The organism is Exiguobacterium sp. s150 (assembly GCF_018618435.1).
Taxonomy (GTDB): Bacteria; Bacillota; Bacilli; order Exiguobacteriales; family Exiguobacteriaceae; genus Exiguobacterium; species Exiguobacterium alkaliphilum.
The window spans coordinates 1-13,573 of record NZ_JACSMC010000035.1 but is presented as its reverse complement, the minus strand read 5'-3'; the positions used below and the strand labels follow the sequence as shown (position 1 = coordinate 13,573).

General features: G+C 52.7%; 17 protein-coding genes. 13 read left to right on the top strand and 4 right to left on the bottom strand.

Annotated elements, in window-relative coordinates:
* Position 1 precedes the first annotated feature (1 nt).
* The gene (locus tag KNP76_RS13540; RefSeq protein WP_214844826.1) at positions 2-343 is read left to right on the top strand and encodes a YxeA family protein; all 342 of its coding nucleotides are present in this window, start codon (positions 2-4) and stop codon (positions 341-343) included.
* Between the two features lie 111 nt (positions 344-454).
* Complete coding sequence (locus KNP76_RS13535) at positions 455-1,192, top strand: Fic family protein (protein ID WP_214844825.1); 738 nt, start codon at positions 455-457, stop codon at positions 1,190-1,192.
* Between the two features lie 40 nt (positions 1,193-1,232).
* Here the strand turns inward: KNP76_RS13535 and KNP76_RS13530 are convergent, their stop codons facing one another.
* Positions 1,233-1,673: a MerR family transcriptional regulator gene (locus tag KNP76_RS13530; RefSeq protein WP_034817825.1), complete on the bottom strand. Its 441-nt coding sequence runs from the start codon at positions 1,671-1,673 to the stop codon at positions 1,233-1,235.
* 325 nt (positions 1,674-1,998) lie between these two features.
* On the opposite strand from KNP76_RS13530, the gene KNP76_RS13525 reads away from it, so the two are divergent.
* From KNP76_RS13525 to KNP76_RS13490, 8 genes are all read left to right on the top strand, one after another.
* Positions 1,999-2,211, top strand: a complete 213-nt coding sequence (locus tag KNP76_RS13525; RefSeq protein ID WP_214844824.1) for a hypothetical protein — start codon at positions 1,999-2,001, stop codon at positions 2,209-2,211.
* Positions 2,212-2,283: 72 nt separating this feature from the next.
* On the top strand, positions 2,284-2,424 hold the full coding sequence (locus tag KNP76_RS13520; RefSeq protein WP_021066374.1) for a YvrJ family protein: 141 nt from the start codon (positions 2,284-2,286) through the stop codon (positions 2,422-2,424).
* A gap of 26 nt (positions 2,425-2,450) precedes the next feature.
* Entirely contained in the window at positions 2,451-2,663 is a 213-nt protein-coding gene (locus KNP76_RS13515; protein WP_034817824.1) for a hypothetical protein, read from the top strand.
* Positions 2,664-2,691: 28 nt separating this feature from the next.
* Complete coding sequence (locus KNP76_RS13510; RefSeq protein WP_034807495.1) at positions 2,692-2,904, top strand: DUF2922 domain-containing protein; 213 nt, start codon at positions 2,692-2,694, stop codon at positions 2,902-2,904.
* 120 nt (positions 2,905-3,024) lie between these two features.
* Positions 3,025-4,866, top strand: coding sequence for a methyl-accepting chemotaxis protein (locus KNP76_RS13505; protein ID WP_214844823.1), 1,842 nt, complete (start codon positions 3,025-3,027; stop codon positions 4,864-4,866).
* A gap of 188 nt (positions 4,867-5,054) precedes the next feature.
* Entirely contained in the window at positions 5,055-6,758 is a 1,704-nt protein-coding gene (locus tag KNP76_RS13500; RefSeq protein WP_214844822.1) for a methyl-accepting chemotaxis protein, read from the top strand.
* A 105-nt stretch (positions 6,759-6,863) separates the two neighbouring features.
* The gene (locus tag KNP76_RS13495; RefSeq protein ID WP_034807500.1) at positions 6,864-7,613 is read left to right on the top strand and encodes an SDR family NAD(P)-dependent oxidoreductase; all 750 of its coding nucleotides are present in this window, start codon (positions 6,864-6,866) and stop codon (positions 7,611-7,613) included.
* 203 nt (positions 7,614-7,816) lie between these two features.
* On the top strand, positions 7,817-9,148 hold the full coding sequence (locus tag KNP76_RS13490; RefSeq protein ID WP_034807503.1) for a S1C family serine protease: 1,332 nt from the start codon (positions 7,817-7,819) through the stop codon (positions 9,146-9,148).
* Positions 9,149-9,184: 36 nt separating this feature from the next.
* Here KNP76_RS13490 and KNP76_RS13485 read toward each other — a convergent pair whose 3' ends face one another.
* Positions 9,185-10,066 (bottom strand): tetratricopeptide repeat protein, encoded by an 882-nt coding sequence (locus KNP76_RS13485; protein WP_029334427.1) that lies wholly within the window; start codon positions 10,064-10,066, stop codon positions 9,185-9,187.
* 126 nt (positions 10,067-10,192) lie between these two features.
* On the opposite strand from KNP76_RS13485, the gene KNP76_RS13480 reads away from it, so the two are divergent.
* Positions 10,193-10,417 (top strand): DUF3221 domain-containing protein, encoded by a 225-nt coding sequence (locus KNP76_RS13480; protein ID WP_214844821.1) that lies wholly within the window; start codon positions 10,193-10,195, stop codon positions 10,415-10,417.
* Between the two features lie 18 nt (positions 10,418-10,435).
* Positions 10,436-10,600, top strand: a complete 165-nt coding sequence (locus KNP76_RS13475; protein ID WP_034807509.1) for a hypothetical protein — start codon at positions 10,436-10,438, stop codon at positions 10,598-10,600.
* 16 nt (positions 10,601-10,616) lie between these two features.
* On the opposite strand, the gene KNP76_RS13470 is transcribed toward KNP76_RS13475, so the two are convergent.
* Complete coding sequence (locus KNP76_RS13470) at positions 10,617-11,873, bottom strand: hypothetical protein (RefSeq protein ID WP_214844820.1); 1,257 nt, start codon at positions 11,871-11,873, stop codon at positions 10,617-10,619.
* Positions 11,874-12,020: 147 nt separating this feature from the next.
* Between KNP76_RS13470 and KNP76_RS13465 the strand changes: the two genes are divergently transcribed.
* Positions 12,021-12,302, top strand: coding sequence for a hypothetical protein (locus KNP76_RS13465; protein ID WP_081825868.1), 282 nt, complete (start codon positions 12,021-12,023; stop codon positions 12,300-12,302).
* Positions 12,303-12,306: 4 nt separating this feature from the next.
* On the opposite strand, the gene KNP76_RS13460 is transcribed toward KNP76_RS13465, so the two are convergent.
* Positions 12,307-13,218 carry a cation diffusion facilitator family transporter gene (locus tag KNP76_RS13460; RefSeq protein WP_214844819.1) on the bottom strand — a complete coding sequence of 304 codons (912 nt, stop codon included), beginning with the start codon at positions 13,216-13,218 and terminating at the stop codon, positions 12,307-12,309.
* Positions 13,219-13,573: the final 355 nt, after the last annotated feature.

The following is a 13,573-nucleotide window of genomic DNA, read 5'->3' as shown; positions in this document are numbered from 1 at the left end:
GATGAAGAAAATCATTGGGTTTACGCTCGCGTTCGTTCTCGTGACGGTCGGGCTGATCAACATCGACTGGCATCGGCTCGGGAAAGAGAACGCGTATGTTCAAGTCGGGGACGTGACGAACGTCGAAGAGACGACGCTCGACTCGGGAGAGGTCGTCCGTCGTTACGTCTATGAGACCGAGGCGTACACGAACGACGGAGAGGCGCGTGACGTCACATTCACGGCAGCGAAAGAATTACGTCAAGGCGCTTTTTTGATGCTCTATATGAAAGGTGAAGCGGTCACATCATACGATGAGGTCGAGGCGTCTGACGTGCCGGAAGCGGCGCGGGAGAAGTTATGAGTCGATGACGATGTCTCCTCGTCGGTTTGTAGTGGCGCGTGGTTGAAATCGACTTGCGTCGGTTGTTCAGCATATAATAAAAAGAATAAGACGAGATGAAAGGAGGTCATGATGTTTGAGCAGCTGATTCATAAAAAACAACAATTGGACCTCCATCGACCATTGCCGACGTACACACTCCAAAGTCTACGTGAAAAATTATTTTTAGAATGGACGTACAACTCGAATGCGATTGAAGGGAACACGTTGACCATCAATGAGACGAAAGTCGTCTTGGAAGGCATCACGGTCGGCGGGAAGACGATGCGTGAACATTTAGAAGTCATCAACCACCAAGAAGCGATTTTATATGTGGAAGACATCATTCGCCGCGAGGAACCGCTTAGCGAATGGCAAATCAAAAACTTGCATCGTCTTGTCTTAAAAGGAATCGATGATGCTTACGCAGGCGTGTACCGAGACCAGCAAGTGTTCATTGCCGGTACGGCTCATGTGCCACCAGCCCCGTACTTGATTCCAGAACAGATGGAACGGCTCATGGAGTGGTATGAGACAGACGCGACATCGTTGCATCCTGTCGAGCGGGGGGCGCTCTTGCATGGGAAAATTGTCGGCATCCATCCGTTCATCGATGGCAACGGTCGTGTTTCTCGATTGCTTCTCAACTTGGAATTGATAAAATCGGGTTATCCACCGATTCTCATTCGGGTCGAGAATCGCTTAAGTTATTACAACGCGCTTGACCGGGCTCATACGTCAGGAGAGTATGCTGACTTCATCGACCTCGTCGCAACGGAAACCGAGGCCTCTCTCGATTTATATTTGAGCGCCATTTCGATGAATCAATAAAGACCGCCTTTCCTGTTTATGTCACGGAAGGCGGTCTTTCTCATGGTTGCGGTGATTCATCTGCGAGTTCAAGTTGGAGTATGTACGACAATTCGTTATGGGCCAATTGCGAGAAGTTCGTCTTTTTGACGTGAGTCCGCGGCCGCAGTCCGCATTCCAATGCGATGTCGACGATGGTCCGAATCTGATTTTCTGTATAGTACCGTTTGCGTCCAATTGTGAACGGGGTCGGCGGCAAGATGCCATCGGTCTCCCATTTGATCAATTGTTGCTGGCTGCGGGGGATGCCGGCGATGTGAAACGCCCGGCTCAATTCTTTGAGCGGGTAGACGTTCAGATGCCGGTTGTTCAGCTGATACGGTTTCCCGTGTTCGGGACGGTACGTATCCCATTCGGTCGCACGAAATGTCAGGTCGGTATGGTCGAAGTCGAGTTGAGCGGAAGGAATAAGGGGGTTGAGTGTGATGTCTAAGCTGTTCATCTAAGGTATCTCCTCTCCTTCTTCAAATCAAACTGGTCATTTCTGAAAATGCCCTCCCTCGTATTGTACCCCATTTTCAAACCATTAACTGTAAGTTTTTTGAAAGTGGGGAAATGAATTCGTGGGACTATTGACGGATTTTCAATGCCGGTTCAACGTCTTTTACAATACCCTAAAAGGTATGAAAACTCAATCACAAAGCCATATGAGGAGAAATGAACTAATATTCAGAATAAATAGTTCGATAGTCCTTGAATCACAAAAACAAATAAATTGAGCAAACTTCTACCATCTTTGGTTAATAGGGGCGAAGGAGGTGAGACATATGGCAATTTACCGAGAATACGCAAGCGTTTTTTACCTCGACACGAAACGCGTCGTCGATGGGAAAGACAAGCGGCAACTCGTCCGGTTCGGTCCACTCGGCGCCCGGATGGAGACGGCGGAGATCAAGCAGTTCGGTGATCTCGTGACGCGACTCTTGTCCGTCGACTCGGCCACGTACGTCGTGTCCCGTGAGTTCCACGTGACGGTCTAAATTGGAGGAACCCTCTATGCGCATCCCCCCTCGTCCCGCCGCCGGCAAACGGCACGATGAGCAGGTGGTCACATGAGCTGGCCCGAACTCATCTCGAACCTCGGATTCCCGATCGTCGTCTCGCTCTATTTGCTCCACCGGATCGAGACACGGCTTGAGCGCATGATTCAGCTGCTCGAGCGCTTGGACTCCACTTACCCTTCTGAATTGTAATCATCCCCCGAAAGGAGCCATCCCCCATGGCACAGCTATCAGAAAAGAAAGCGACGCTCGTCTTGACGACGCATCACAACTTGGAAAGTTTAAAACCAACGAAAAAAGCGCAACGGTTCGGCCCGATCCGTGCGGCGCTCACGGCGAACGAGGCCGAGTCGTTCGGTCACCTCATGCTTGAGTTGATCGTTCAAGAAGATTTCACCCTCGCCGTCGTCCGCGAATACGACCTCGTCTAATCACCCACTTTAAGGAGGAGAATGAACCATGACTGAAACAAAACTCGAAATCGCCTTTTTGGATACGTTTAACAAAGTGACGCGCTTCCGCTTGAACAACGTGAAGCAACCGATTGACCCGATGCAGGTAAAGGCGCTCGCCGACTTCATGGTCGCGAACGACCCGCTCGCCAAGAACGTCGTCAAATGGACGGAAATCAAGATGATCGAAGGCTCGACGACCGTATTGAACGTCCAATAATGGGTTGAAAGATGGCTGAACGTTCAGCCATCTTTTTTTAATGTTGGTCAATCGTCTTCAAAGTTTTCTGATAACGGTCGATATAGGAGGAAACGTTGGTTTTGAGAGGGGACTTTACATATGAAGAGAAAAGTAAGTTGGTCGGCGACGGTGCAACGGGTAAGACGTCGCCTGAGCAAAAAACCTGCATTCCGATTGCCATCACTCAAATGGCCGGTCAAAGCGCGGCAACGTCAAACGGAAGGGGAAACGAAAGGGCTCACGATTCGCCAGAAGCTATGGGGGCTCGTCCTCCTGTCGCTCCTCATGGTCATCGGGGTCGGCGGCTATTCGCTCGTGTCATTGAACGATGCGAACAAGCAGGCTGGTGAAATCGTCGACGTATGGAACCGCGGACTCGATTATGCTCATGAATTGAACACGCTCGCCGCGAATTATCGGGCGCTCGAACTCGAGCATATCGTCACCGAGGACGCGGCCGGGAAAGACGAACTCATGACGAAGATGCAAGACATCCGGGCTCGCATCAATGAAATTGCCCCGAAATACGAGGCGACGGTGACGAGTGCGACGGACAAAGAACTGTTCGACTACTTCTCGCGTCAATGGGAGATGTATCAGCGAGTGTCCGACAACATGCTCACCTTCAGTACGTCCGGCAACAACGGGATGGCGCGATCTTACTATGACGCCCAGTCCCAAGCGACGTACGACAACTTCACCCAGCGTTTGACGGCGCTTGTCGCCTATAACTCGGAAGGGTCGGTACGGGTCGGTGCCGCTATGGAACGTGAGTTCAAACAGTCGCTCATCGCCCTCATCGCCGTGACAATCGGCGCGGTGTCGTTCCTCCTCTTCCTTGGCTTGAGCCTGCTCCGTTCGATTATCCGGCCGATGCGGACGCTTCAGACGAAGTTTGACGAGCTCGCGACGCAAGGCGGTGACTTGACGATGTCGATTCCGGTCACGTCGAATGACGAGATCGCACAAGTGAGCCGCTCGTTCAACACGTTCATCGCCTCGCTTCGTGACATCATGATTGACGTCGACGAGACGGCGAAAGTCGTCCTCGTCTCGTCGAAAGAAGTCGCCGCCGAAGTGACGCAGCTCAGCCGTTACATGGAAGAGACGTCCGGCACGGTCGAAGAACTGACAGCCGGCATGGAAGAGACGGCCGCTTCCTCGCAAGAGATGAGCGCATCGACGACAGAGATGGGCAGTTCAATCGATTCAATCGTCGACCTGTCGAACGACAGCGCCGAGACGGCGCAACATGTCGAACAGCGCGCCCATGCGATGCGCACGCAGGCCATCCAATCAAAAACGGAAGCGACCGCGATCATCGAGGCGAAGCGGGTCGAACTCGACGAGGCGATTCGGGGGGCGAAGTCGGTCGAAGAGATTCGCGTCTTGACGACCGCGATCCTCGCCATCGCCGATCAGACGAATTTGCTCGCCTTGAACGCTTCCATCGAAGCGGCGCGGGCCGGGGACGCGGGACGCGGTTTCGCCGTCGTCGCCTCGGAGATTCGGAAGCTCGCCGAGAACTCACGCCAGACGGTGAACGAGATTCGAGACGTATCGAACACGGTCATCGACTCGGTCGAACGGTTGAATACGAGCTCGGCCGATATGTTGTCGTTCCTCGACACGACGGTCTTGTCAGACTACGACCGGCTCGAGGCGTCGGCGACGCAGTACGAGGCGGACGCGACCGTGTTCGGTGAGACGGCGAAGACGTTCGAAGGGAACGCGCTTCAGCTCCGTCATATGACCGATACGATTCTCGGTGTCATCCAAGAAGTCGCGACGACCGTGACGGAAGGGGCGGACGGGACGCAGTCGATCTCGGAGAAGGTCCAACGCTCGGTCGAACGGTTCAACGACGTGCAAGAGCGGATGCAGGAGACGGAACAGCGTGCGGTCGAACTCTCGAACCGGGTATCGCAGTTCAAACTATAAAGAGGAGACCGCAGCGGACGTCCGTTGCGGTTTTTTTGTCCATTTCGAGAACCAGAAAATCAAAATATAGGTCAATCCGAACAAAAAGTAGTGCTAGCATTGGAAAAACGTTTGCACCATCCGATAAAATCCATGTAGTTCCAAAAAAAGAGAAATAGAGGTGGAAGAGGACACGTTCCTCGAACGACATGAAACGATTCAAAACACTATCGTTAACGCAAAAACTATTCAGTGGCATCGGCTTGATTCTCCTGTTCGTGACGGTTGGCATGGGCTATAACCTGTGGACGCTTCACAACATGACGAGTCAGTATAAGACGATGATTGCCGAGGACGTCATGAAGATGAAGGCGGCCGATGACTTGTCGCTCGGCATGACGCGGCAAGCGTACGGCGTACGCGGCTATATCCTCGACCAAAACGACGAGCGTCGTGAACAAATCGAACGCGGTGGGACAGAGAAGACAGCCGCGATCGAGGAGTTGATGCGACTGGCCAAGACGGACGACGAACGGAGCGAGTTCGAACGTCTGTTGGCTTACGCGGCAGGCTATGACGAGCTGGCGACGCAAGCGATCGCAGCGGCGGATGCAGGGAACGCGGAAGACATCGAGCGACTGACGCTCCGACTCATGCCAGACGTGACGAAGTCGATCACCGAGACCGGTGAAACGCTTCAAGCCGAGTCGGAGGCGGCGATGCTCGCGAAACAAGACGAGCTCGAGAATCTTGGCGAGAGCGCTGTTCTGTATTCGGCCGGCGTCGCTATCCTTATTCTCGTCCTTACGCTCGGAGCGGGCTACTTCTTGCAACGGATGGTCACCGTGCCACTTCGTCTCCTCGCGAGAGAAGTCGATGTCGTCGCGAGCGGCGACTTGACACGAGACGACTTGGAGGCGCTGACGCGTGACGAGATTGGTCAACTCATGGTCGGCTTCAACGGCATGAAACTCAACTTGCGCGAGTTGATTGACGAAGTGAGCCGGAACGCCCAAGAGATCACGGCCCAGTCAGAAGAGCTGTATGCGAGCACCGAAGAGATGTCATCGCAGACGGAAGAGACGACGCGGATGATTGAGCGGGTCGTCGAGGAGACGGTCGCACAGGCGCGCGAGGCGACCGGCAGCGCCAAGGCAGTCGCCGCAGCGGACGAAGGCGTCGACCAAATCGCGCGCTCCATCGGCACGATCAGTGAAGACGTCTCGACTAGCCTGAAGCTCGCCGAGGACGGCGGGGAGACGATTCAGCAAGCGAAACAGGAAGTGCTCGCCCTCGAGACCGAGACACGCCTCACAGGTGAGTCGATCGCGACGCTCAAGCAACAGTCGGACGAGATCGCACTAATCACCGAGGTCATCCAATCGATCACCGACCAGACGAACTTACTCGCCTTGAACGCCGCGATTGAAGCGGCCCGGGCCGGCGAACAAGGAAAAGGATTCGCCGTCGTCGCCGAAGAGGTAAGGAAGCTCGCCGAACAATCGAAGCAGTCGGCGACGCAAATCGCCGGGTTAATCGAATCGATTCAAGTCCAGTCGAATGCGGTACTGACGCGTCATGAAATGAGTGCAAAGCGTGTCGAGGTGAACACAAGATTACTCGAACAAGCGACGCATGCATTCGGTCAAATCGTTCAGCAGCTGCAGACGTCGGTCGACAACACGCTCCACATCCGAAAGGCGTCGAGCGAGATCGCTTTGACGACGAAACAAGTTGCGACGGCCGCGCTCGGAATCGCGAGCGAGAGTGAACAGATGGCGACGACGATGCGCAGTGTCGGAGAGACGAGCGACTCTCAGCTTGCGATGATTCAAGAGTTGAACGGGGTCGCCGAATCGCTCGGCAACATGACTGGAGATCTCCAGACGTTGATTGGCAAGTTCAATACGTGACGAAAGCCGTCTTCGGCCGGCTTTTTGTACGTCCGAAAGATTGACCGGTATCCATTTCGGGAATTGCCGAAAAGAATGAACTTTAAGATGAAAAGGGGAATCGATATGAAATATACGGTCATTACAGGTGCGAGCTCAGGAATCGGATACGAGGCGGCGAAACGACTCGCGAAAGCAGGAAAGTCGCTCGTTCTCGTCGCGCGTCGTACAGACGAACTCGAGAAGTTGCGTAAAGAAATTAAGTCGATCTCACCGGATAGCGACGTCATCTTGAAGACGAACGACCTCTCGTATAGCGAGAACGTGTACGCCTTGTACGAGTCGCTCGCCGACCTCGACATCGAGACGTGGATCAACAACGCTGGGTTCGGGGACTCGAACTTCGTGAAAGACGCCGAGGTCGGAAAGATGGAAAACATGGTCCGTCTGAACGTTGAGGCGCTCACGGTGCTGTCGAACTTGTACGTTCGCGACTACCATGACGTCGAAGGGGCGACGCTTTTGAACGTCGCGTCGGTCGTCGGCTACCATATCGCGAAAAAAGGCGTGACGTACAGTGCGACGAAGTTTTATGTCAGCGCCTATACGGAAGGACTTGCCCGTGAGTTGATGAACAATGGGGACAAATTGCGGGCGAAAGTGCTCGCGCCGGCAGCGACCGAGACCGGTTTCGCGAGCCGGGCCCGGGAAGAGGAGAATTTCGACTATAGCCAAAACGTCGAGAAGTACCATACGGCCGAAGAGATGGCCGGCTTCTTGATGGAGCTGCTCGAGAGCGACGAGGTCGTCGGCATCGTCAACCACGAGGATTACTCGTTCGAGTTGCGCGGACCGATTCATCCGTTTATGAAGTAAGCGGACATGACTCAATTTGTAAGGTACTTCGTTACTGCGAAGTGCCTTTTTGCGTGGAGTAATTACCGTTTGAGAGTAGCGCGGGATTGAACAAAAGAGTAATCAAATCTTAAGGAATACATTTCCATTTCGCACGAAGAAAAAAACTTTTTGTCTGTTGCTTTTTTTATAATGAGACTGAATTGAGGAGGGGAGGAAAATGTATGAAACGTTGGCTTAGTATCGCATTAATAATTGTTTTATTTTTAAATGTCTTTCCACATCCGGTTGATGCATCTCAAAAGCTAACCGTTACTCCTAAAGCGGTTACAGTGATGGCAAGTGCTTCGAAGGTGGTAAAAGCTACTGCGTCTGGCGTGAAGAAACCTGTCTATGTATGGAAGTCTCTAAATCCTAAAGTGGCGACCGTTGTGAATGGAAAAATCACAGGAAAGTCTGCCGGTAAAACAACCGTAACAGTTACCGTAAAAGGAACGAAACTTAAACAAAATGTTGCGGTGACGGTTACAAAACGAAAGTATAACGCAACTGATTTATTCAAAATGGCTAATCCATCTGTAGCATTAATTGAGATGTTAAATGATCGAGGACAAGTCGTTTCTTCTGGAAGTGGATTTGTCGTAAATAAAGGAGAAGTTGTGACGAATTTCCATGTCCTTCAAGGTGAAGAGAACGTGGAAGCGAAAGTGTCATTTGCAAATGGATCGTTCATACGCACAAACGTGATAAAACGATATGATGAGACATTGGATTTGGCCGTTCTCGATATTTCACGAATCGCTCCGGCACCACCGATTTTAAAAATGAATGGAACTAGAGTGGCGACTGGAGAAAAAATTTACGCGCTGGGGAGTCCGCGTGGTGTGAGCAACACAATTACAGAGGGGATGATTAGCAATAATAGCGTCGTACTAGACGGGTTTGAATACTATCAGTTCAATGCGAGTACAACGTATGGGAATTCAGGAGGTCCGCTTCTGAATATTTATGGTGAGGTAGTCGGTGTGGTGACTTGGATGTTTGAAAACTCTCAAAACATGAACTACGCTGTCCCAGTTCGTCAACTTAGTTTACTTGATGCGCGTCGCACGGCATTTATAGAAGAGGTTCAAGTTCCTACGCTTCCTATTCCAGTTGGAAAAGGAGATACGTATGAAGAAGAACCCAATGGCGAGTGGATGAAATCCGATCTTCTACGTTATGCAGATGGGTATATTCACGGAACGACATCGAATCTTGATGATGTTGACATCTATGTCTTCAATGTAGAAAAACGAACGAAGTTAGATTTCTTTGGTGCATTTGGTGATGCACGTATCTCTCCTTATTTTGCGTTTGGGATTTATGATTTAAACGAAGAACCGCTTGCGTTCAGTGATCCGTTTGTTTCGACGAGCGGAAATGGTGTCACTTATCAAACACTACAAACGACCGTTGAACCAGGTATTTATTTTTTGGTTGTCTTTCCCGTCAGTGGCTTATCGAGAACTGCGTATGTGAACAAAGACTATTTGATTATGCATAAATTCCAATAACAAACTAACCCGCCTTCACTCAGAAGGCGGGTTTTGTTAGCGCATCGACGAATCCGCATATCCACCCGTCACCCGGTGCGTGAGACGGTGGTACCAATAGCGAAGGCGAAGACGATAGACATAAAACTTAGACGTGTTCGGTAAGATGACGTTGTCGACATAGTCGGCGAACATGGCGCGGAACATCTGGTCCTCGCTGTCGTCATACGTCGCGCTCCACATGCCGTGCTCTTCGACTTCGAGCAACATGTGAATCGTCTCGTCATCGAGCGTGTCTTGATCGGGCTTGCCTTTGACGAGCATGTCGACCCGGTGGCTGCAAATCGAAGCGTAGAGCGAATGGGCGTGCGGATTGCGCGGGTTCGCGTTCAAGTAGCCGATAGCGGCTTTTAAAAGCTCATCGTTCATCTCGAGCGGGATCTCGTCATACACTTGGAAGAAATCGAGTAGCATCGGCACCGTCTCTTCATTGAATCCGGTGAGTCGGACGTAATGCATCAAATGGAGCCCGGCCTCCCCGTAGAACTTGCGGTGGAAGTAATGGATGGCGATGGCCCGCTGCGTCATCGGGACGTTCGGAAACCGTTCGATGGCCCGAAGGTAATGCTGTTCAGCCTCGAACGTGAAGCCGGCGTCGTCGCTGAGCGCGCCGAGCAGGCAATGAATGAGGTAATGGTCGCCGAGCGCACTCGCCGCGTCGAGCTGTTGTTTCGCCTGGTCGAACTCGCCTTCGCGGATGAGCGGATAGGCGCGCATCGCCGGGAAGAACGGGTCGTCCGGGAACCGGGTCTCGCCGCGCGTGACGAGCGTCTCGATCGCCTCGGCGTTATATGTCTCCGTTAATTCTTCAAGCAACATCATCTCGAGGAACGTCCGTTGAAATTCTGGGGTGTGTAAGTCGATGGTGTGTTTCGTCATCTGGGTCCCTCCGTACGTTTAGGATTGTTGCTTTATTATACAAGTGAATCGGCATCACGAGTAGAGTTTTTTCAAAAAATGGGAAAAGAAAAAGTGTACACATCCGACACGAAGGAGGGAGTCAAGATGGCCACGTTCACAGGCTATATCGTCGACATCGGGGAAGCTAAGATTCGCGTCGCCCCATCGCCGGAAGCCGAGCCGTTTGACGGAATCGTTTTTCATTTGGAAGAGGAGCTCGAGCATGAGCCGCCGCTCGCGATCGGCCAACACGTCCGGGTCGAACACGACGAGAAGATGACGCGTTCCTTGCCGCCACAGGCGACGGCGCACCGAATCGATGTGTTATGATGGGGTTGAGGTGAGGGTATGGGAAAAGGAAACATCGTTTGGCTCGGCGCGGTCATCGGATTTAGCGCCTTGCTCGTCTGGTTGTTGCAGGACGTCATGCCGTTTTGGATGTTGTCGATCATTCTGCTGTTGCTCGGTGGGCTGCTCGGCAACTTGCAACGAAAATTCAACAAAGACACGTGAAAAAGCACGTCTTCCGTCATTCGGAAGGCGTGCTTTCTTCGTCGACAGGCTCATCGGACGATGCCGCTGGGTCTTCTTTCGATTCTTCTGATTTCGGCTTGTCTTCTTTTACCGGTGGTTCGGTTTTTGGTTTATCGGTTGGCTTGTTGTCCTGCTTTTTCACCGGCTTCTCGGTGTCGGCCGCCGGTTTTTCCGGCTCGACCGGTTCGGCCGGTTCCGTTACCGGCGTTTCTGGTTCAGCCGGCGGTTCGGTCACTGGCGGCTCAGGTTCGGTCACCGGTTCCTCAGGTGGCGCCGGTTCAGCTGGTGCCTCCTCTTCAGGCGGCGGGGTCGCTTCTGGGGGCTCCTCGACAGCTGGTGCCGGTTCGGCTGGTTCAGCCGGTGCTTCGGGCTCAGCTGGTGTCTCGGGTGCTAGCGGCGTTTCTTCCGCCGGCGCAGGAGCTGGAGCTGGTGCAGGAGCTGGAGCTGGTGCTTCCGTCACAGGGGCCTCTTTTGGTAGCGGAGAGATCGGCGCGACCGGTGCGAGTTCGGCCGTCGGTGGTGCCGGCGTGTCCGATTCGAGGAACGACTGGACGTCTTGTTCAATCAAAATGACCGGTAACGTCATCTCACGCAAATGGATGGCAAGCACACGCCCGTTCTCGGTAAGGAGCGGACTGCCGATCGCGTAACGCGGCAAGTCGAAATTCCGTGAATAGCCAGTCTCATTGAACGTGACCGTTCCAGTAAGGCGGTCTTTTGGCGTCATCGTCAAAAGCGCCTCGTCGTTTGCGGCGATCGCTTGGGTGAATGAGAACGGGGTAAGGTCGACTTGTTCGATACGGATGACGGCGATGGCGTCGTTTCGCCCGACGACCGTCCCGGCGATCTCGTTTCCGTCCCGTTCGAGGATGATATCCGTCAAACCGGCCACGTTCGAAGCGGCCGTCAAGACGTCTTGCGGACTGATTAAGAAACCGGTCCCGTTACTGACCGTGAACACGCTGTCTTGCAGGGCGTCGAGGTCGGCGGGAGTCGCCGCATCCGCCGAGACGGTGTCGTCGGTCACGTTCAGGCGGACTTTGTCGGCAAGGGAGTCGGCCGAACGCGAACTGTCCTTGAAATAAGCGTTCGTGACGACGGCGATAAACGCGATGAGGGCGATGGCAAATGGGACGACGAACCAGCGATAGCGACGTGAGCGGTGGCCACACGTCGGACAAGCAGTCGTTCGCGAGCGGGTTTTCGTTCCGCATTTCGGGCAAGTCACGAGGATGACACCTTCTTTCTCCAAAACATAAGATGTATGCCTATTCCTCAAATGTTCGGGGGATAAACAATAATTGACCAGGTTTAGAAGTCGAAATCGGGAATTGAACGATGAGCGCTTTTTTGAGATGACTAAGGGGACTTAAAATCGATGAATTCGAGGTGACTTCCCATGATTGTGAGATGTAGCCATTGCGGGCATGAACAGTTCGTCAAAGACCATAAGTTTGATTGTCACTACCGCGCAGAATATGAAACGGCGATTCTCGTATTTTGTGACCGTAGATGTTGCGACTCGTCACAAGTACCAATCCCAAGAGGCTACATTAAATTAGGCATGTGGCTTGGTGGATGGTCACTCGTCCGATTGATGACGACAGAAGAGTATAAAGCCATGAAACGGACAAAGCGGATACTAGAAGCCGGTCTTGCGCAAATGGACACCGAGGATTAAGGGTTTACTCCGCCCAACGATTGTCATGGGTGAACGAGACGGTCAGCCATTTCTCATACGGTAAGAAGGCGAGCGCGTCGAACAGCTGTTGCCGAATCTTGTCCTGGTCGGCAATCGTGTCGTACGGGTAGTCGCGCGGAACGACGAGGTCGATTTCAAGGAACAAGACGTTGCCGGACTTCGTCGTGCGGACGTACGTCTTGTCGACGTCGAACTGATGGGCGACTTGGAGTACGGTCAACCGAATTTGGTTGCTGTAGGGCGTGCCCGTGTCCATGTCAATCAGTTCTTTGATGGCCGTCCACATCTCGATGAGCGGGGTGCGGACGAGCCAAAGGGCGCTCAAGATGAGCATGACCGGGTCGATGTAAGGGGCGACGGCCTCGAACGAGAGCCAGACGAGCACTTGGGCGATGAGATATCCGATGAGGCCGCTGACGGTGAGTAGTGTATCGAGCCGCCATTGTACGACTTCCGCCGTGACGAGCCCGGAGCTCGCCTTCATCTTGAAGCTGTTCAAATAGCGATAGATGCTATACGAGATGCCGGCGCTGACGGCAAGGTAGACAAGGGCACCGCTAAGGACGAGGTCGTTCCCGCCAGCGCGGATATCATCGATTGCACCGAGGAAGGCGTTGACGATGACGAATAAGAGGACGCCGTATTGGAACAAGATGATGAACGGTTCAATCGTGCTCTTGCCGAACGGGAAGCGCTTATCGGCCGTCAACATGAAGACGCCGGCCCGGAGTGAGATCCAGCTCATGATGACGCTCAAGAATGAATACACACCGTCGAACAAGATGAACGACGAGGACAGCCAGAGGCCGACGAGAATGCCGGCGATGGCAAAGAAGAGCGAGGCAAAAACGGAGAAGCGTAAGACAAAGCGCTCGAGTTTTGGATCTTTTGGCATAAAGATGCCTCCTTATAGCGAAAACTGAATAAGATGGTAACTCTTTTCCCGTTCGCCACACATTTTAGTCTGGTCACTCTCTAGGCCAAAGAAGGAGAAAATGATTGTTTAGATAATGTTGTTAGAGCGGTGACCCGTGCTGAATGTGATAGAACTGTAAGTTGAAAACTTGAACAAAAGGAGCAAAATTCATTGAAAGACAAGCGACACGTTATGATAGGAAGCTTAGTTATTGTGGCAATCTTACAGAACTTCATAGCTTTCATCCCACTCCTTTAGGGGTGGGATGAAAGCTATGTCGGATACGGAGCGTCAGTAATAAACCGCCGGTTTTGACACTTCATGTATCCGAAAG

Excerpts from the sequence above, each read along its gene's own strand:
- KNP76_RS13540 (WP_214844826.1), top strand. The coding sequence starts at position 2 with ATGAAGAAAATCATTGGGTTTACGCTCGCGTTCGTTCTCGTGACGGTC.
- KNP76_RS13535 (WP_214844825.1), top strand. The coding sequence starts at position 455 with ATGTTTGAGCAGCTGATTCATAAAAAACAACAATTGGACCTCCATCGA.
- KNP76_RS13530 (WP_034817825.1), bottom strand. The coding sequence starts at position 1,673 with ATGAACAGCTTAGACATCACACTCAACCCCCTTATTCCTTCCGCTCAA.
- KNP76_RS13525 (WP_214844824.1), top strand. The coding sequence starts at position 1,999 with ATGGCAATTTACCGAGAATACGCAAGCGTTTTTTACCTCGACACGAAA.
- KNP76_RS13520 (WP_021066374.1), top strand. The coding sequence starts at position 2,284 with ATGAGCTGGCCCGAACTCATCTCGAACCTCGGATTCCCGATCGTCGTC.
- KNP76_RS13515 (WP_034817824.1), top strand. The coding sequence starts at position 2,451 with ATGGCACAGCTATCAGAAAAGAAAGCGACGCTCGTCTTGACGACGCAT.
- KNP76_RS13510 (WP_034807495.1), top strand. The coding sequence starts at position 2,692 with ATGACTGAAACAAAACTCGAAATCGCCTTTTTGGATACGTTTAACAAA.
- KNP76_RS13505 (WP_214844823.1), top strand. The coding sequence starts at position 3,025 with ATGAAGAGAAAAGTAAGTTGGTCGGCGACGGTGCAACGGGTAAGACGT.
- KNP76_RS13500 (WP_214844822.1), top strand. The coding sequence starts at position 5,055 with ATGAAACGATTCAAAACACTATCGTTAACGCAAAAACTATTCAGTGGC.
- KNP76_RS13495 (WP_034807500.1), top strand. The coding sequence starts at position 6,864 with ATGAAATATACGGTCATTACAGGTGCGAGCTCAGGAATCGGATACGAG.
- KNP76_RS13490 (WP_034807503.1), top strand. The coding sequence starts at position 7,817 with ATGAAACGTTGGCTTAGTATCGCATTAATAATTGTTTTATTTTTAAAT.
- KNP76_RS13485 (WP_029334427.1), bottom strand. The coding sequence starts at position 10,066 with ATGACGAAACACACCATCGACTTACACACCCCAGAATTTCAACGGACG.
- KNP76_RS13480 (WP_214844821.1), top strand. The coding sequence starts at position 10,193 with ATGGCCACGTTCACAGGCTATATCGTCGACATCGGGGAAGCTAAGATT.
- KNP76_RS13475 (WP_034807509.1), top strand. The coding sequence starts at position 10,436 with ATGGGAAAAGGAAACATCGTTTGGCTCGGCGCGGTCATCGGATTTAGC.
- KNP76_RS13465 (WP_081825868.1), top strand. The coding sequence starts at position 12,021 with ATGATTGTGAGATGTAGCCATTGCGGGCATGAACAGTTCGTCAAAGAC.
- KNP76_RS13460 (WP_214844819.1), bottom strand. The coding sequence starts at position 13,218 with ATGCCAAAAGATCCAAAACTCGAGCGCTTTGTCTTACGCTTCTCCGTT.